The organism is Acinetobacter cumulans, assembly GCF_003024525.3.
GTDB classification, from domain to species: domain Bacteria; phylum Pseudomonadota; class Gammaproteobacteria; order Pseudomonadales; family Moraxellaceae; genus Acinetobacter; species Acinetobacter cumulans.
On sequence record NZ_CP035936.1, the window covers coordinates 85,701 to 103,599 of the forward strand.

General features: G+C 39.6%; 14 protein-coding genes, 1 tRNA gene and 1 pseudogene. 7 read left to right on the forward strand and 9 right to left on the reverse strand.

Annotation, left to right across the window (positions count from 1 at the left end; translation table 11 throughout):
- Positions 1-46: 46 nt before the first annotated feature.
- Together C9E88_RS16820 and prpF are read right to left on the reverse strand one after the other, a co-directional pair.
- Complete coding sequence (locus C9E88_RS16820) at positions 47-958, reverse strand: polyprenyl synthetase family protein (protein WP_106984554.1); 912 nt, start codon at positions 956-958, stop codon at positions 47-49.
- Between the two features lie 372 nt (positions 959-1,330).
- On the reverse strand, positions 1,331-2,521 hold the full coding sequence (prpF, locus tag C9E88_RS16825) for a 2-methylaconitate cis-trans isomerase PrpF (RefSeq protein ID WP_106984459.1): 1,191 nt from the start codon (positions 2,519-2,521) through the stop codon (positions 1,331-1,333).
- Between the two features lie 327 nt (positions 2,522-2,848).
- On the opposite strand from prpF, the gene C9E88_RS16830 reads away from it, so the two are divergent.
- From C9E88_RS16830 to C9E88_RS16850, 5 genes and pseudogenes are all read left to right on the forward strand, one after another.
- Entirely contained in the window at positions 2,849-4,204 is a 1,356-nt protein-coding gene (locus tag C9E88_RS16830; protein ID WP_106984458.1) for an amino acid permease, read from the forward strand.
- Between the two features lie 86 nt (positions 4,205-4,290).
- Positions 4,291-4,366, forward strand: a tRNA-Arg gene (locus C9E88_RS16835).
- 606 nt (positions 4,367-4,972) lie between these two features.
- Positions 4,973-6,220 carry an OmpP1/FadL family transporter gene (locus C9E88_RS16840; protein ID WP_106984457.1) on the forward strand — a complete coding sequence of 416 codons (1,248 nt, stop codon included), beginning with the start codon at positions 4,973-4,975 and terminating at the stop codon, positions 6,218-6,220.
- Between the two features lie 295 nt (positions 6,221-6,515).
- The gene (locus tag C9E88_RS16845; protein WP_106984456.1) at positions 6,516-7,646 is read left to right on the forward strand and encodes an OmpP1/FadL family transporter; all 1,131 of its coding nucleotides are present in this window, start codon (positions 6,516-6,518) and stop codon (positions 7,644-7,646) included.
- 825 nt (positions 7,647-8,471) lie between these two features.
- Positions 8,472-9,737 (forward strand): annotated as a pseudogene (locus C9E88_RS16850) (OmpP1/FadL family transporter).
- An 85-nt stretch (positions 9,738-9,822) separates the two neighbouring features.
- Here C9E88_RS16850 and thrH read toward each other — a convergent pair.
- Positions 9,823-10,440 carry a bifunctional phosphoserine phosphatase/homoserine phosphotransferase ThrH gene (gene thrH, locus C9E88_RS16855; RefSeq protein ID WP_106984455.1) on the reverse strand — a complete coding sequence of 206 codons (618 nt, stop codon included), beginning with the start codon at positions 10,438-10,440 and terminating at the stop codon, positions 9,823-9,825.
- A 211-nt stretch (positions 10,441-10,651) separates the two neighbouring features.
- Between thrH and C9E88_RS16860 the strand changes: the two genes are divergently transcribed.
- Both C9E88_RS16860 and C9E88_RS16865 read left to right on the forward strand, forming a co-directional pair.
- On the forward strand, positions 10,652-11,386 hold the full coding sequence (locus tag C9E88_RS16860; protein ID WP_106984454.1) for a phosphoadenylyl-sulfate reductase: 735 nt from the start codon (positions 10,652-10,654) through the stop codon (positions 11,384-11,386).
- A 167-nt stretch (positions 11,387-11,553) separates the two neighbouring features.
- Complete coding sequence (locus C9E88_RS16865; RefSeq protein ID WP_106984453.1) at positions 11,554-12,933, forward strand: WS/DGAT/MGAT family O-acyltransferase; 1,380 nt, start codon at positions 11,554-11,556, stop codon at positions 12,931-12,933.
- Positions 12,934-13,051: 118 nt separating this feature from the next.
- Here C9E88_RS16865 and C9E88_RS17645 read toward each other — a convergent pair whose 3' ends face one another.
- The 6 genes from C9E88_RS17645 to C9E88_RS16890 all read right to left on the reverse strand — a co-directional run bounded on the left by C9E88_RS17645 (position 13,052) and on the right by C9E88_RS16890 (position 17,813).
- Entirely contained in the window at positions 13,052-13,225 is a 174-nt protein-coding gene (locus tag C9E88_RS17645; protein WP_165382474.1) for a PA1571 family protein, read from the reverse strand.
- 142 nt (positions 13,226-13,367) lie between these two features.
- A complete protein-coding gene (gene rng / locus C9E88_RS16870; protein WP_106984452.1) occupies positions 13,368-14,822 on the reverse strand; it encodes a ribonuclease G in 1,455 nt (484 codons plus the stop codon).
- 38 nt (positions 14,823-14,860) lie between these two features.
- Positions 14,861-15,427 (reverse strand): Maf-like protein, encoded by a 567-nt coding sequence (locus C9E88_RS16875; protein ID WP_106984451.1) that lies wholly within the window; start codon positions 15,425-15,427, stop codon positions 14,861-14,863.
- On the reverse strand, positions 15,415-15,906 hold the full coding sequence (mreD, locus tag C9E88_RS16880) for a rod shape-determining protein MreD (RefSeq protein ID WP_106984450.1): 492 nt from the start codon (positions 15,904-15,906) through the stop codon (positions 15,415-15,417). Before mreD ends, C9E88_RS16875 begins: the two co-directional genes overlap by 13 nt.
- Complete coding sequence (mreC, locus tag C9E88_RS16885; RefSeq protein ID WP_106984449.1) at positions 15,893-16,750, reverse strand: rod shape-determining protein MreC; 858 nt, start codon at positions 16,748-16,750, stop codon at positions 15,893-15,895. Before mreC ends, mreD begins: the two co-directional genes overlap by 14 nt.
- Positions 16,751-16,766: 16 nt before the next feature.
- A complete protein-coding gene (locus C9E88_RS16890; RefSeq protein ID WP_106984553.1) occupies positions 16,767-17,813 on the reverse strand; it encodes a rod shape-determining protein in 1,047 nt (348 codons plus the stop codon).
- Positions 17,814-17,899: the final 86 nt, after the last annotated feature.

The following is a 17,899-nucleotide window of genomic DNA, read 5'->3' on the forward strand; positions in this document are numbered from 1 at the left end:
TTTTATTGCTGTTCAACTATCAGTTTTACATACTAGATATACAGACCTATGCTTTACGTGTCAGTAAAAACTGCGTAATGTTGGTCAGTTCAGTAACTTGCGATTCATCAAAATGCGCCAAGGCATTCATTGCTTGATGATGCAACTCCAATGCGTAAGTCTGTGCCGCTTCAAGCCCCATCAATGCAGGATAAGTCGATTTATCCACTTGCTGATCTTTACCAGCGGTTTTACCTAATATTGCTGTGTCTGAAGTAATATCTAAAATATCGTCCTGCACTTGAAAGGCTAAACCAATGGCTTGAGCAAATTCACGTAACTTTGGAATGGCAATATCTGTGCCTTCAAAAATCGTCACTGCCGCCATCAAAACTGCCGCAGAAATAAGTGCACCTGTTTTATTGGTATGAATATTTTCCAAGGCTTGCTGATCGACATGTTTGCCTTCAGCCTGTAAATCAAGCACCTGTCCATTCACCATTTTAGATGAAGCTGTTGCAAGTATTTGCATTTGCTTTAACACAATACTGGCTTCAACTGCAGGACCTTGATCAAACAAACGACTTCCCAAAATCTCAAAGGCCATTGATTGTAAAATATCACCAGCGAGCAATGCAGTATCTTCACCATAAGCCACGTGACATGTCGGTTGGCCACGACGTAATAGGTCATTGTCCATACAAGGCAAATCATCATGTGCCAAGGAATAGCAATGGATAAATTCTATGGCAACCGCAGCACGACGTACTGCTGCAGCATTGGCATTCGGCTGAATCGCTGCTGTTGCATAACATAGTGCTGGACGTACACGCTTGCCACCCAACATCACCGCATGATGGACTGCACTTTTTAAAGGCTCTGGAATTGCAAAAGCATCTAAGGCTGTTAACAAATCCTGCTGAATTCGCTGCTGTGCTTCACTAAGTGGATGCACAGAAATGTCAGTTAAGGTTGACACATTCACCTCGATTACCTGATTAAGCTTTTATTTTAAAATGCTGTTCAGCACGTCGTCGCGCCAAAGCATCGCATCTGGTTGCCAGCATCATACTGCTTTCTAGGGCTATTCTCTATGCAACTTGATGTTTCTTGCAGCTAAATTAGCATTTAACCGTCCATGATCGCATCAAAGCGTGTGATTCAAATCATTAAACCTCAATATGCTAACCGCTAAAGCTCGCTTTATTTTTATATAAGCTTATGCTTTTCAAATTCATTCCAAGCCTAACTGAACAATAAAAACTATTGCCACGCTTGTTTACATTAAAAAAGCCCCTGTACTTGAAACATACAAGGGCTTTTAGAGATTAAAAAATATTAATGATTCAACTTAAGCGATGGTTTCCGCAGGAATACGTACCCAACCTTCCATTAATACACGAGCACTACGGCTCATTACTGCTTTTTTCACCACCCACTGCCCTTCGACCAATTCGGCCTGAGCACCCACACGGAGTGTGCCTGAAGGATGTCCAAAGCGTACAGCCTCACGTTCACCACCGCCTGCTGCCAAATTCACTAAAGTTCCTGGTACAGCAGCTGCCGTACCAATGGCAACAGCTGCTGTTCCCATCATGGCATGGTGTAATTTACCCATTGATAGTGCACGAACCAATAAATCTGTATCGCCAGTTTCAAGCTGTTTACCGCTTGAAGATACATAAGCTTTAGGCGCTGAAACAAAAGCGATTTTTGGGGTATGCTGACGTTGTGCTGCTTCTGATACATCCTGAATCAAGCCCATAAATTTGGCACCATACGCACGGATTTTCTCAAATTTAGCCAGTGCATTGGCATCGCTGTTTATATCGTCTTGTAATTCAGTCCCAATATAACCTAATGCTTCAGCTTTCATAAAAATCGTGGGAATGCCCGCATTAATAAACGTCGCTTCAAAAGTGCCAATGTCTGGAACTTCAAACTCGTCAACGACATTGCCCGTTGGGAACATAGCACCACCGTCTTCACCATCATCTGCAGGGTCTAAAAATTCGATTTGCACTTCAGCTGCTGGAAAAGTCACACCATCAAGTTCAAAGTCCCCAGACTCTTGTACCTGACCATCATGCATTGGGACATGCGCAATAATGGTTTTTTGAATATTGGACTGCCAAATACGCACCGTACAGATCCCATCTTTTGGAATACGTGTGCTGTCAACTAAACCATTAGAAATGGCAAATGCTCCAACTGCTGCTGTTAAATTGCCACAGTTACCACTCCAATCAACAAAGGCTTTATCAATAGCCACCTGACCAAATAAGTAGTCGACATCATGATCTGGTTGTGTACTTTTAGATAAAATTACCGTTTTACTGGTACTAGAAGTTGCCCCCCCCATGCCATCAATTTGCTTAGCGTATGGATCTGGACTCCCAATCACACGTAATAAAATTTGGTCTCGAACGTATCCTGCTTGTTGTGCAGCTTCTGGCAAGTCATCTTGCTTAAAAAATACACCTTTACTGGTACCACCACGCATATAAGTTGCAGGAATACGGATTTGGGGTGCATAACTCATTTTTATTCAGTCCTTCATATTTATCATTTGTTGAGTCAAATAGCGTTATTTGAGCACTCAGAATCATACCTTTTTTTGTCAATCTTTTATCTAACTCATGACTTAAGTATAAAAAAACAGCATTTGTATTTTCAAATCTTATACATTTCTAATAACCACTTCTAAACAAATAAAATTAATATATTGATTCATATATTTTTAATATGAAAAATCAAATTAAATAATTTCAATTCGATTGATAAATATTTTTTATAGATTTTGAGCTACTAGGCTATTTCTTCTCAATCTATTACAATCTTTCACTTACTCCATTGTCGGGTGAGTACTTTGAATAACGAATCTTCACAACTGCAGCGCGGCTTAAAAAACCGTCATATCCAGCTCATCGCGATGGGCGGAGCGATCGGTACAGGCCTATTCTTGGGTTCAGCCCAGGTCATTCAATCTGCAGGACCCTCTATTATTTTAGGTTATGCCATTGGCGGCCTGATCGCATTTTTAATTATGCGCCAACTCGGGGAAATGATTGTTCATGAACCTGTTGCGGGATCTTTCAGTCATTTTGCAAACAAATACTGGGGTAAATTTCCAGGCTTTTTAGCAGGTTGGAACTATTGGATTTTATATGTCCTAGTTGCCATGACTGAACTTACTGCTGTCGCTAAATATATTAATTATTGGTGGCCTCACATCCCTGCATGGTCTTCAGTTTTATTCTTTTTTATCGTGATTACTCTAGTCAATCTCGGCAATGTGAAGTTTTATGGTGAATCTGAATTTTGGCTATCAATTGTCAAAGTGACTGCTGTCGTTTCGATGATTCTATTCGGTTTGTATCTGCTCTTGACAGCAGATGCGGGTTCTACTGCGTCATTCTCTAATTTATGGAGTCATGGCGGATTCTTCCCGAATGGTTTTGATGGTCTCTTTTACATGCTGGCATTCTTAATGTTTGCCTTTGGTGGTATTGAACTAATTGGTATGGCCGCTGCAGAAGCAGAAAATCCAGAAAAAACCATTCCTAAAGCCATCAACCAAGTGGTTTTCCGAATTCTGATTTTCTATGTCGGCTCTCTAACAATTCTCTTGTCTTTAGTGCCATGGAATCAATTAGATTTAGGTGGTCTAGATAAAAGTCCATTTGTAATGATTTTCAGTCAATTGGGCATTAACTGGGCAGCGCATTTACTTAATTTCATTATTTTAACTGCGGCACTTTCTGTATATAACAGTGGTATGTATGCCAATAGCCGAATGTTATTTGGTTTAGCGCAACAAGGAAATGCACCCAAAGTATTCTTAAAAGTAAACCGTCAAGGTGTGCCAATTCCAGCCGTGTTGTTCTCTGCACTGCTTATTTTTGGATGCGTACTTTTAAACTACTTCGTCCCAGAAGATGCTTTAGGTCACTTAATTTACATCGTGGTAGGTGCATTAGTATTAAACTGGGCAATGATTTCATTGACTCACTTCAAATTCATGCAACACATGAAAAAAATTGGTGAGAAAACAAAATTCCCTGCACTTTGGGCACCAGTAAGTAACTTTGTGGTTTTGTTGTTCATTGCGACCATTCTTTACATTATGTGGACTCAAGGATTTAAAGAGTCTGTATACATGATTCCAGTTTGGATTCTGGTTATGTTTGGTTTATTTAAATCACTTAATAAATCAAAAGCATAAATTACAGCGTTGCTTTAAAATAAAAAGTTATTGTTTCGGCAATAACTTTTTTTTTATCTCAAATTAGAGTAAATTAAGCCGCACTTGCGCTCTTAGCTTAACTGGATAGAGCAGTTGCCTCCTAAGCGACCGGCGTGGGTTCAAGTCCCGCAGAGCGCACCATTTCCTCTTGTTCTAATCATTTGAAGCTATCTCACTCAAATGTGATCAATGCGTTATTTTAAGAATCATAAATACATCCAAAAATTAATTTGCATTAAAGCTTCAATAAAGCCCCTGTTATATTTATTTCAGCACAAGGCACACAATACATAGCGCTATGTAATTCAGCTCAAAGTGAAGTTAAAAGAACAAAATTTTCAATTAAATCAGCTGACACATCATGATGGTCTTTCCTTTCAACATCATCATATACACACTAAACAATACATCAGCCTATATTTATGTGACATGCAACACAATAAAAAAACTTAATATTTCAACTAATTAAATAAAAAATAATTTTTCAAACAGCTTATTTATTTATTATAGAACAATAGCTTAATTTAACCATTTTTTAAATTTTTAGAATATTAACTCTAATAGATCACAATTTATTCGTTTTTTTATTTCTAGAGCATTTACTCTTATTTAATTTGTGCTATTTTTGTGACATGGAGTAAACAGCCAGGCAACATAAAAGCAGGAAAATCCTCCATAAAATATAACAATCGTCACTTATAAAAATGCAGTAACCGAACGAATTTTCACCTCAAGGAAAGATGAAGAATGAAATTGAAAACGCTATCTACAGCAGTACTACTTGCAACACTACCAACTGCGGGCGCATTTGCAGCAGCATTAGACCGTTCTGGCCAATCAATCTCAGCTTTTTTACAACCTGGCAACTATTTCGAAGCAGGTATTTCTGTACTTGACCCAACTGTTTCAGGTAAAGCAATTGCCAATGGATCTGGCATTGCAGATATGGCTGATGATTATTATTTCCCGAATGCCGCACTTAAACTACAGTTAACTGATAATATTTCTTTTGGTTTAATTTACGACCAACCTTTCGGCGCTTCAGCAACTTATGCTACAACTGATGCACCTTTATCTGCAACAGGTGAAGGTTTATTCCATGGTGGCAATGGCGAAGCAACAACAGTGGATGTAAAAACTCAAAATATTTCAATGATTTTTGGCTATCAGCCAACTGAAAACTTTAACTTTTATGCAGGCCCTGTTTACCAAACTGTAAAAGGTCACCTACAGCTACGTGGTCTTGCCTACAACGGAAAAACAGCTTTTGGTGCTTATAATGCCACAATGAAAGAAGATGGCGCTGTAGGCTGGTTAGCAGGTGCTGCTTACCAAATTCCAGATATCGCATTAAAAGCATCTGTTACGTACCGCTCTGAAATTGATCACAAAGTAGCAAGTGATGAAACCTTTGCCGCAACTTCTGCATTTGCTGGTTTAAATGTGGCACCAAATGGCAACACTGACATTACAACACCGCAATCTGTAAACTTAGATTTCCAAACTGGTATCATGGCTAATACAGTCGCATTTGCTAATTTGCGCTGGGTAAATTGGAAAGACTTTTCAATTCGCCCTTATAAATTTGACACAGCGTCTAAACTAGCTTCTGCTCAAGCTACAAATAATCTTTATACTAAAGGCTTCAACTTAGTTGACTACTCAGACGACCAATATAGTGCAACTGTAGGCGTAGGCCGTAAAGTCAATGAACAGTGGGCGGGTAACGTATCTGTAGGTTATGACACGGGTGCAGGCAATCCTGTGTCTACACTTGGCCCAACAGAAGGTTATTGGAATATTGGTCTAGGCCTTCAATTCAGCCCTGCACCTAATTACTTCATTGCGGGTGGTATAAAATACTTCTGGTTAGGCGATGCAACTGCTCGTTCAGGTGCTTACTCAATCCCTGGTAATGCTGAAAAAGCACAAGTTGCTAAATTTGAAGACAACAATGCTTGGGCATACGGCCTAAAAATGGGTTACCGCTTCTAATTCATCTTCTATTTTTAAACGACTGCAGTACGCTGCAGTCGTTTAACTTCTAATTGATCAAACTATAAGCAAACAGTTCACCACCCTCCATACGCTAAAAATTAAAATAATTACTCTATTTTTTTATTCAAAATCATTTAGATAAGTTCACATAAATAGTATTTTTACTCTAGACAACCCTTTTCTATGCATGCATAAGTTCATTTTTAGAGCAAATCTGAGTATTTACTCATTTTTTTTATGTGTTACTTTTCCCTCATTGAACTTCTATGAAAAGTTACAAACAGGGAAATGTATGAAACTAAATCGCCTTAGCCTTGCTATTTTACTCACGGCTTTACCAACATCATCAATCTTTGCTGCTGGTTTAGATCGCTCTGGTCAATCTATTTCTGCCTTTTTGCAAAATGGAAATTATGCTGAAGCTGGGATTACAGTTATCGACCCAACCGTTAAAGGGCAAGATAATTTTCTTAAAAGTAATGTCTCAGATATGGCGGAAGACTACTACTTCCCTAGTGCAGCAGTAAAAGTACAACTAACAGATAAAATTTCGCTCGGTTTATTATATGACCAACCTTTTGGTGCAGATGCACAATACAGCATTGAAAATCAAATTTTTGAGCAAAATAACGAAGGTACTGCTGTAACTGTTAAAACAGAAAATATTACAGCTCTTATTGGTTATCAACCAAATGAAAACTGGAATATCTATGCTGGTCCAGCATGGCAAACAGTGGAAGCAAATGTACGCTTACGTGGTAAAGTGTATGGTGGCTTAAATTATAATCTTGACATAGACACACAAGAGGCATGGGGATGGGTTGCAGGCTTCGCATACTCAATTCCAGATATTGCACTAAAAGCAGCATTAACCTATCGTTCAGAAATAGAGCATGAAGCTACATCAAAAGAAAAATCATTGCTTACAGGTCTAAATACGGTTACAAATCCAATCAATGCAACAACCCCTCAGTCTGTCAATCTTGACCTTCAAACTGGTATTGCAGCTAATACAATTGCCTTTGCTAATATTCGATGGGTTGAATGGAGCCAATTTGCTATTACTCCAAAACACTTACAAACAGCTTCTGGCGGTGCAAACCTTCTTGATTACTCGAAAGATCAATGGTCTGCGAATGTTGGTGTAGGTCGTAAGTTTAATGAAAAATGGTCAGGTTCAGCACTTGTAAGCTATGACACAGGCGCTGGCAATCCTGTAACCACACTTGGACCAACCGAAGGGTATTGGGGTGTAGGTTTAGGTGGTCAATATAGCCCTGAAGAAAACTATTTCATTCAAGCTGGCATTCGATATATGTGGCTAGGTGATGCAACAGCTAAAACAGGTACTACACCAAATGTAGGTAGCTTTTCAGATAACAATGCTATCGCATACGGTCTAAAAATCGGTTACCGCTTCTAATTCGTATTGATTAAATATAGCCCAATCAAATGATTGGGCTATTCTTTTTTATATATTGATTATTAGAACGACTAAACAATTCATTCGTTCCATATTTTAATCAATACTTAATCATATTTTAATCTGCTTAAATTGAGCTCATCAAATGATAGTAGCACAGTAAAATAATCTTTATATGCACGTCTAAAATTGCACAGCTTTCCACTTTTTCTCTAATATAAACACCAATATTATTAACAAACTTACTTTTATATTAAAAACAGCAGCCATTAACAATTCCAAATTTACGGACTTATTCATTTATCAAAATAATAAATCCTACCTATTTAAATCGCTCTATCTATTAAAATATCTTAATAGTTTTAATTTAATACTTTCTTCGCTATTTAGATTACATTGTTAAAATTCCACTTCCCCACTACACCTAATATTTAAATCAATAATTTTTATACCCCCAACAACCCTTTAAAAAATTACAAAAACTCTAAAAATAAAATGTATTACCCTATTTTTTTAAAATATAAATGAGACATATTTCACATATTATTTTTTTTAATGCTTAAGAATTGATGTTTTTTACCCAATTGACTATAGCGTTTAATCTTATAAATATAGTATGTATTTTCATAATGTTAGTGATATTTTTTAGAGTAAAAGCACCAAAAAACCAAATATAAAAATCTATTTTTTGACCAAATATTAAATTTAGAGTCTTTACTCTTTTTATATTTATGGTATTTTTCGCCTATAAGGTATGAGTAAAATTAAAATGATTTCTCATATTTTTTAAAGCAATGAAGCGTTTATTTATACTTGGATAGTAAAATGAATTTAAAAAAATTAACGAGCGCAATAATTTGAGCAAGTCTACCAGCATCAAGTGTTTTTGCTGCAGCAATGGATCGTTCAGGGCAATCCATCCAAGCTTTTTTACAGCCAGGGAATTATTTTGAAGCTGGTATTTCAGTATTAGATGCTGATGTTTCTGGAACTATGAAGGAAGATGCAACTGGTCAGCTTAAAAACACACCATTAGGTGATATGGCGAACAGTTATTACTTCCCTAATGCAGCCTTAAAATTTCAAATTAATGAACATTTTTCTGCTGGTTTAATTTATGACCAACCATTTGGTGCAGATGCAGAATACAAAGTGTCAGGGTATTGCTCTACTCCTTCTGCAAGTAAAGGCTGTAGTAATTCAAGTGGTGCCTTTAATAGTGCAACCGAAGGCACTAAAGTTGAAGTTAAATCACAGAATTTATCTTTGATCGCTGGTTATCAACCCACTGAAAACTGGAATATTTATGGTGGTGCAGTTTATCAAACTGTAAAAGGCAATATTAAACTTGCAGGTAGCGAATATTCACTCTTCAGTGGCTATGGCGCAACGATTAAAGAAAACAGCGCTGCGGGTTGGCTAGCGGGTATTGCATATCAAATTCCAGAAATTGCATTAAAAGCATCCGTAACTTATCGTTCAGAAATCGACCACTCAGTTAATGCGACAGAAGAATTTGGCGGATTACTTAACCTAAGTTTGTATAAGCCTGCAAAACGAACTAATGGAAAAACAGATATCACCACACCGCAGTCTGTAAATATTGATTTACAAAGCGGTATCATGGCAAATACTGTCGCATTTGCTCAGTTACGTTGGGTGGACTGGTCTAATTTCAGTATTCGACCTCATCAATTTGGTGAAGCAACTCAAATATCGACTATTGCAGGAAGCACAGGAAAACCAACTGGTTTTGATTTAATCGCATACGATAAAGACCAAATTTCTGCAAATGTGGGTGTAGGTCGTAAATTTAATGACCAATGGGCTGGTACAGTCATGGTGGGTTGGGATTCTGGTGCAGGTAATCCTGTTTCAACACTTGGACCAACAGATGGCTATTGGAGTGTAGGTTTAGGCGGCCAATTCAGCCCAACACCACAAAGCTTTATTCAAGCTGGCGTTAAATACTTTATGCTCGGCGATGCTAAATCACAAGTTGCGAGTGTATTTGGTTCAGATGAATATTCTGCCAACTTTAAAGACAATGATGCAATCGGTTATAGCTTGAAAATCGGTTACCGCTTCTAATTGGCGTTACAAATTAGGATTAAACAAGAAAGGGCGCCATTGGCGCCCTTCTCTTATTGATTGCTAAATTCACAATCACATTTGATTATTCAGGAATATCACGTACCGATGCTTCACGAATCGCTTGTTTTAATGCTGCATAACCATGAATTGGTGGGAATTGCGGGAATTCTGCAATAACGTTTGCAGGTGCATCAAACAAGAAACCTTTGTCTGCTTCGCCTAGCATCGTCGTATCATTATAAGAGTCACCAGCCGCAATCACACGGAAGTTCAAACCATGTAATGCTTGTACTGCTTTACGTTTTTGATCAGGCTGACGCAGTTTATACGCAGTGATCATGCCATTTTCGTCAGTTTCTAATTTATGACAGAAAATCGTTGGCCATCCCAATTGTTTCATTAATGGATGAGCAAATTCATAGAATGTGTCAGAAAGAATAATGAGTTGAAAATGCGTACGCACCCATTCTACAAACTCTTTCGCACCTTCAAATGGCCCCATATCTGCAATAACCGCTTGAATGTCGTTTAAACCTAAACCATGTTGTTTAAGAATGTTTAAACGTTGTGTCATTAGCACATCGTAGTCTGGGATATCACGTGTGGTCGCCTCAAGCTCCTTAATCCCTGTTTTTTTTGCAAAGTTAATCCAAATTTCTGGAACTAACACGCCCTCAAGATCTAGACATACGATTTCCATGGGTTCTCCCAAATGTCAGTGTTGTAAAAAGTTATTAAAAGTTGTATCTATCATAGCCGATGTTTATATATGAACGCTCAGCTTTATTAATTCTATTTTTTTCATATCAATCTAATTTTTATTAATAAGTCATCTTTAGCATTTCTATTAAAATAGATGTGAAATAAATTAATATAGGTTTGCCGTTTCCAAGCCTATTGCCAGGACACACATGACTACAATCCCAAGTATTAATCTTGTAGATGCACTTGCATCTGAATATGCAGACAAATCTCCGTCTGAAATTATGAAACTTGCACTGAGCCAACAAGGCGAAATTGCGATTTCTTTTTCTGGTGCAGAAGATGTTGTTCTTATTGATCTTGCATCTAATTTAGGTATTCCTTTTCGTGTCTTTAGCCTAGATACTGGTCGCTTACACCCAGAGACCTATCAATTTTTAGATACCGTGCGCAAACACTATAAAATTGATATTGAAATTTGCTTCCCAGAGTCTGAAGCTGTACAAAAACTTGTGTCCGAAAAAGGCTTTTTCAGTTTTTATCAAGATGACCACAAAGAATGCTGTGGTATTCGTAAAGTACAGCCACTACGTAAAAAACTAGCAACTTTGGATGGTTGGATTACAGGTCAACGTAAAGACCAAAGTCCAGGTACGCGTAATGAAATTCCTGTGGTTCAAGCCGACCCTGGTTTTTCAGGTCCTGGCAAGCAACTCATCAAATATAACCCATTAGCTAACTGGTCTAGCGCAGATGTTTGGAATTATATCCGTCTCATGGAAATTCCATACAATCCATTGCATGAACGTGGCTTCACCTCCATTGGTTGTGAGCCTTGCACTCGCCCCGTTCTTCCAAACCAACACGAACGTGAAGGTCGTTGGTGGTGGGAAGATGCCACGCATAAAGAATGCGGTTTGCATGCAGGCAATATGAAAAAATAAGCCCATCAAAACCACTGCCCATGCAGTGGTTTTTTTCACCTTATAAATGCACAGAATTTCATTTTTTTTTAAGCTAAACCCGTTATACTGCATAAGAAATCATATAATTCTAACAAGGTAACTCAGACAAGAGTTCCCATAGATATTGCAATGAGGCAATCACCCCTATGCGTCCATTACACCCAATTGACTTTATTTTTCTATCTTTGGAAAAACGGCAACAACCCATGCACGTGGGCGGTCTATTTTTATTTCAAATTCCAGACAATGTAGCCGCATCTTTTATTCAAGATTTAGTCTCAGATATTCGAAACTCAAAGTCGATTCCCATTCCACCTTTTAATAACAAATTGAATGGGTTCTTTTGGGATGAAGATGAAGAATTTGATTTAGATCATCATTTTCGCCATATTGCCTTACCACAGCCTGGTCGAATTCGTGAATTACTTACTTATATCTCACAAGAACATAGCGCACTCATCGACCGTGCTAAACCTTTATGGACCTGCCATATTATTGAAGGAATTGAAGGCAACCGCTTTGCCATGTATTTCAAGATTCACCACGCCATGGTGGATGGTATCGCAGGTATGCGTCTGGTACAAAAATCTCTTGCGCATGATCCAACAACTAAAAGTATTGTACCGCCTTGGTGTGTTGAAGGCCCGCGTGCAAAACGCTTAAAACAGCCCAAAGTCAGCCGGGCAAAAAGTATTTTAGATGGTCTAAAAAGCCAGCTACAAGCCACACCACGTGTTGCCTACGAGCTGTCTCAGACCATCATGAAAGACATGGGACGCAATCCTGACTACGTGTCTAGCTTCCAAGCGCCGAGCTCTATTTTAAATCAGCGTGTCAGCTCTTCACGTCGTTTTGCCGCACAATCATTTGAGTTTTCGCGTTTGCGTCATATTTCCAATGCATTGGGTGTGACGATTAACGATACCGTACTGGCGATTTGTTCAGGCGCACTGCGTGAATATTTAATTCATCAAAATGCACTTCCGAAAAAACCATTGATCGCCATGGTCCCTGCTTCTATTCGTGATGATGACTCAGAAACATCAAACCGTATCACCATGATTTTAGCGAATTTGGGTACGCATAAAGATGATCCACTAGAGCGTTTAAAAATAGTGCGTCGCAGTGTGCTGAATGCCAAACAACGCTTTAAACGCATGAATGCGAATCAAATTTTGAATTATAGTGCGTTTATTTATGGTGCTGCTGGCTTAAATATTGCGTCTGGCCTTATGCCAAAACGTCAAGCGTTTAACCTTGTTATTTCAAATGTGCCAGGCCCTCAAGAGCCTTTGTATTGGAATGGTGCACGTTTAGAAGCCTTGTATCCTGCTTCTATTATTTTGGATGGCCAAGCGCTGAACATTACAATGACCAGTTATATGGATAAATTGGAAGTGGGTTTAACTGCTTGTCGTAATGCATTACCTAAAATGCAGAACTTACTTACCCATTTAGAAGATGAGATTCAAACCTTTGAAGCAATTGTGAATGCCAATCACCCAAAGTTGCAAGCGGTCAGTTAGATTCTCCAATCTGATCGCATTAAAAGAACTTAGCAATCCAATTTAAATCATCTCACCCCCCTCAGCTTGAGGGTTGAGACTTCAAAATGACAAAAAAATAAGGGGCTCTATATGCCCCTTATTTTTTAATGTGTCTACACTGTTTTAATAATTCATGACAAGCTGAACGAATCATAGATGCTGTAATTTGTACTTCATTACCACGCTCATCTACGATGTAAGCCGTATGCATATTTTTTGCATCTAGTACATGTTTTAAGCCTGTTTCAATCACTGCTTTACTTACACCCATCACACACCTCACTTTGCTAAACCATTTCCCCTCTCTCAATTGAGAAATGGCTTTGGCTATTCGATGTGTCTAGTATTGTAAATCTGAGATTAAAAGTAAAATTTCAGATGTAACAAGTGTTTAACGATATTCTGTTACAATTTCAACTCAGAATGATATCGTATTGCTCTTGCGTATACAGATTTTCCACCTGAAACTTGATTACACGACTAATAAAGTGCTCTAAATCGGCCACTGCAGGTGCTTCGGCTGTTAACAATCGGTCAATCACAGACGGATGTGCAACCACGGTAAAGCCACCTTGCGATTCAAAAGCACGCGCATATCGTAAGATTTCTCGAAATATTTCATAACATACTGTCTCTGCAGTTTTCACATAACCGCGTCCCTGACAAGTTGGGCAGGACTCACACAACAAGTGCTCTAATGACTCACGTGTGCGCTTACGTGTCATTTCCACCAAACCCAGTTCAGAGACTTGGGTAATTTTGGTTTTGGCATGATCACGTTCGAGCATTTTTTCAAACTGGCTCATCACCTGTTCACGATGCTGTGCTTCTTGCATGTCAATAAAATCAATAATAATAATGCCACCTAAGTTACGCAGTCTTAATTGACGGGCGATCACTTGTGTTGCTTCCATATTGGTTTTAAAAACAGTATCTTCCAGTGAACGACCACCGACATAAGAGCCTGTATTTACATCAATGGTGGTCATTGCTTCGGTCTGGTCAATCATCAGATAACCGCCCGACTTTAAAGCCACACGCGTTTGTAAGGCTTTTTGAATATCTTCTTCAACATTATACAAGTCGAAAATTGGACGCTCACCTGGATAGTGAATGAGGCTATCGCGCATATTCGGTACAAAAACGTCTACAAACTCTTTGAGTTTGCCGTGAATTTCTCGTGAATCGACATGAATTTTAGCGGTGTTTTCGTTGGCCAAATCACGTATAACACGCTGTGGTAAAGGTAGCTCTTCAAAAATTAACGATGGAACTGCAATACTTTTTTGCTTACGTTGTATGTATTCCCACAGCTTGGCCAAATAAGCCATGTCTTGTGCAATGGCTGCTTCTTCAATACCATCCGCTGCCGTTCTCACAATAACTGAACCAGGAAGCTTATGCTCGGCTTGAATACGCTCGATAATGCCACGTAAGCGATCACGCTCCTCTTCAGACTCAATGCGCTGTGATACACCTGTATGACTGCCAAAAGGCATCATGACCAAGTAGCGAGAAGGAATAGATAGGTCTGTGCTTAATCGCGCGCCTTTGGTACCAAGCATATCTTTCATGACTTGAACCGTCAGGATCTGCCCAGGTTGGAGTAATTCAAAGACATTAGGTGTGGGTTGATTACGTGGCCAAACCATATCATTGATATGCAAAAAAGCTGTACGCGAGAGACCAATATCAACAAAAGCAGCTTGCATACCCGGAAGCACACGTACCACTTTTCCCTTATAAATATTGCCCACCAATCCACGTTTAACAGTGCGCTCAACAAATAGCTCATTGACGGTGCCATTTTCAATTAAAGCCACACGACATTCCATCGGTGTGACGTTAATCAACAATTCGTCAGACATAATAAGACTCAAAACATTATAAAAATTCTGTATTGCAGTTAATTTAGTACCTTAACTGTCTTTAATAACTCTACTGTCTCGTGCAAAGGTAAGCCAACCACATTGGAATAGCTTCCTTCAATTCGGGGAATATAGCGCGCAGCTATTCCCTGTATCGCATAGGCTCCCGCCTTGCCAACAGGTTCACCCGTTGCCCAATAGTCTTCCATATCTTGCACAGTAAGTGTTTGAAATTCAACCTGTGTACGCACTACTATACTGTAAATTTTATCTTTTGTACGTACACAAACGCCAGAATACACATCATGGGTGCGACCAGAAATTTGTTGCCACATTTCAAATGCGTGTTGCTTAGATATAGGCTTGCCTAAAATTACACCGTCTACCCCTAAACTGGTATCGGCAGCAATAATCACGGCATCAGAAAAATGCGCTTGGACGGCTTCAGCTTTTTGACGCGACAGACGCTCGACATAGTCCGCAACATGTTCATGTGCTCGAACCGACTCGTCGATGTCTGGGCTAAAAATATCGAACTCAAGCCCGAGCTGTGTGAGCAATTCACGGCGCCGTGGCGAGCTTGAGGCAAGAACTAGATGCGCCATTTATGTAGAAAATAATAAATGACAGGCCAAAACAAAATGCTGGTAAGCAAAGGTTGCCAATGGCGCGCAAATGAAAAGTGAATACCACTCATGACCTGCGTCAGCCAAACAATGGTTAAGTGCGCTAAAACAGCCAAAGCACTAATAATCCATAAATTGCTAAACGTCAGTATACGGCGTTCACGGATTAAAAACCGTGAAAGAAAGGCAATAAGTACAAAACTTAGTGCATTCATCCCCAATGGGGAATCTAAAAGTAAATCTGCAAATAAACCTGTGCCAAAAGCGAACCAAATACCACACCATGTAGGTTGACACAATACCCAAAAGAGCATGATTAACAACATGAATAATGGTCGCCACCCCGTGATCTCATAAGATAAAGGGTATACCATCAGAATCGACCCTAAAATGACCGAAAAAATAATGGCCATTAAAGGATCGCGATGTACTTTTGGACTTTGTTTAGCGATCAGCATTCGGTTGCTCCATCGCTAAAGAATCTGAAAATAAAACCACAACGTGATGTCCGCCTGCCAATTGGGCTGCAGGTATTACATCAATTTTAGCAAACTCGCCTGAATTATGACGGCTCACTTTTGCCACTGTCCCCACCAAATAGCCCGCTGGAAAATGTGCGCCTAAGCCTGAGCTATACACTTTTTCACCTACTTTGATGTTGGCACTGGTTGGTACATATTCCATTTTTAAATGGCCTAAATCGCCTGTACCCGTAACAATTGCACGCATACCCGTATGTTCAAGCCGTACCGATAAAGAATGTTCTTTATCAGAGAGCAACATCACACGACTACTATGCGGATAGACATTGATAATTTGCCCCATCACGCCCTTATCATCAAGCACAGTTTGGCCAACGCGTAGTTGACTGGTTGAACCGCGGTTAATCACAATAATATGACGTAGAGGGTCAGCATCTGTACCAATCACTTCTGCAATCTCCATACGCCCATCAATAATAAGAGGTGTATCGAGTAAACCACGCAAGCGTGTATTTTCTGCAGAAAGCTCAGAAAGCTTTTGTAAGCGCACTTGTGCCTGCAATAGCTCTGCCTGCATAGCAGTGTTTTCACGGCGCAGTTGTGCTTCTGATTTGGTTTGCTGGTTGAGCCATTCTCGCGATAACACTGGATAGCTTGCCATGGCATAAATAGGATTATATGCCGCGTACAAGACGTCTCTGGCCGGTTGAATTACGTGTGGCATGCGCCAATCAAAGAATAGCACAACCAAGCACGTAATTACCGCAATGATAAATGAGCGAAAAGATGGCGGTTGTCTAGAAAACAGTTGAGTTTGCACCCGCCCAGTCCTTTTCTTAGCCTACAAATAACATGTCGTGATTTGGATTATCAAAGAAATCTAGAACTTTTCCACCACCACGAGTGACACAAGTTAGAGGATCTTCAGCAACCACCACAGGCAAGCCCGTTTCTTTCGCAAGAAGTTTGTCTAGGTTACGTAGTAATGCACCACCACCTGTAAGCACAATACCGCGCTCAGCGATGTCTGAAGACAGCTCTGGTGGCGTTTGTTCCAAAGCAGATTTTACTGCTGAAACAATGCTTTGTAATGGATCAGAAATCGCTTGAGTAACTTCATCCGATGTTACTGTAATCGCACGAGGTACACCCTCTGCCAAGTTACGGCCACGAACTTCAATCTCAAGTGGTTTTTGGCCTTCATCAGGCAATGCCATACCCACTTCTTTTTTAATATTTTCAGCAGTGGTTTCACCAATCACACAACCATGCGCTTTACGCACGTAGTTAATGATTTGCTCATCAAATACATCACCACCGATACGGAGTGAGTCTGCATATACACAACCTTGTAGCGAAATAATCGCAATTTCAGTTGTACCACCACCCACATCAACCACCATAGAACCGCATGCTTGCTCTACAGGCATGCCCGCACCAATTGCAGCCGCCATTGGCTCTTCAATTAAACGTACGTCACGTGCGCCAGCGTTATACACGGCTTCACGAATAGCACGGCGTTCAACCAAAGTTGATTTGCATGGCACACATACCACAACACGTGGCGCTGGTGGGAAGAGACGTTTTTCATGCACTTTGCCAATAAATTGGTTCAGCATGGTTTCAGTCACTTCAAAGTCTGCAATCACACCGTCTTTCATTGGACGGATAGCAGAAATGTTGGCTGGTGTACGACCTAGCATTTGTTTCGCGTCAAGACCTACTGCGGCAACGATTTTTTGTGAACCACTGTGACGAATAGCCACAACCGTGGGTTCATTTAATATAATGCCTCGTCCTGGCGCATAAATAAGTGTATTTGCAGTACCTAAATCAATGGCTAGATCAGGCGAAAACAAGCCAATTAGTCGTTTTAGAATCACGGGGACGTTCTCAGTTAAACTTTTATATGGACGCAAGGTGGCAACTTTAACTAAATGTGATGATTTGAACAAGTCAATCGCTTATT

What these genes read in the sequence shown, in the direction of transcription:
- prpF (WP_106984459.1), bottom strand. Translation starts at nt 2,521, where the DNA reads ATGAGTTATGCACCCCAAATCCGTATTCCTGCAACTTATATGCGTGGT.
- C9E88_RS16840 (WP_106984457.1), top strand. Translation starts at nt 4,973, where the DNA reads ATGAAATTGAAAACGCTATCTACAGCAGTACTACTTGCAACACTACCA.
- C9E88_RS16845 (WP_106984456.1), top strand. Translation starts at nt 6,516, where the DNA reads ATGAAACTAAATCGCCTTAGCCTTGCTATTTTACTCACGGCTTTACCA.
- thrH (WP_106984455.1), bottom strand. Translation starts at nt 10,440, where the DNA reads ATGGAAATCGTATGTCTAGATCTTGAGGGCGTGTTAGTTCCAGAAATT.
- C9E88_RS16860 (WP_106984454.1), top strand. Translation starts at nt 10,652, where the DNA reads ATGACTACAATCCCAAGTATTAATCTTGTAGATGCACTTGCATCTGAA.
- C9E88_RS16865 (WP_106984453.1), top strand. Translation starts at nt 11,554, where the DNA reads ATGCGTCCATTACACCCAATTGACTTTATTTTTCTATCTTTGGAAAAA.
- C9E88_RS17645 (WP_165382474.1), bottom strand. Translation starts at nt 13,225, where the DNA reads ATGGGTGTAAGTAAAGCAGTGATTGAAACAGGCTTAAAACATGTACTA.
- rng (WP_106984452.1), bottom strand. Translation starts at nt 14,822, where the DNA reads ATGTCTGACGAATTGTTGATTAACGTCACACCGATGGAATGTCGTGTG.
- C9E88_RS16875 (WP_106984451.1), bottom strand. Translation starts at nt 15,427, where the DNA reads ATGGCGCATCTAGTTCTTGCCTCAAGCTCGCCACGGCGCCGTGAATTG.
- mreD (WP_106984450.1), bottom strand. Translation starts at nt 15,906, where the DNA reads ATGCTGATCGCTAAACAAAGTCCAAAAGTACATCGCGATCCTTTAATG.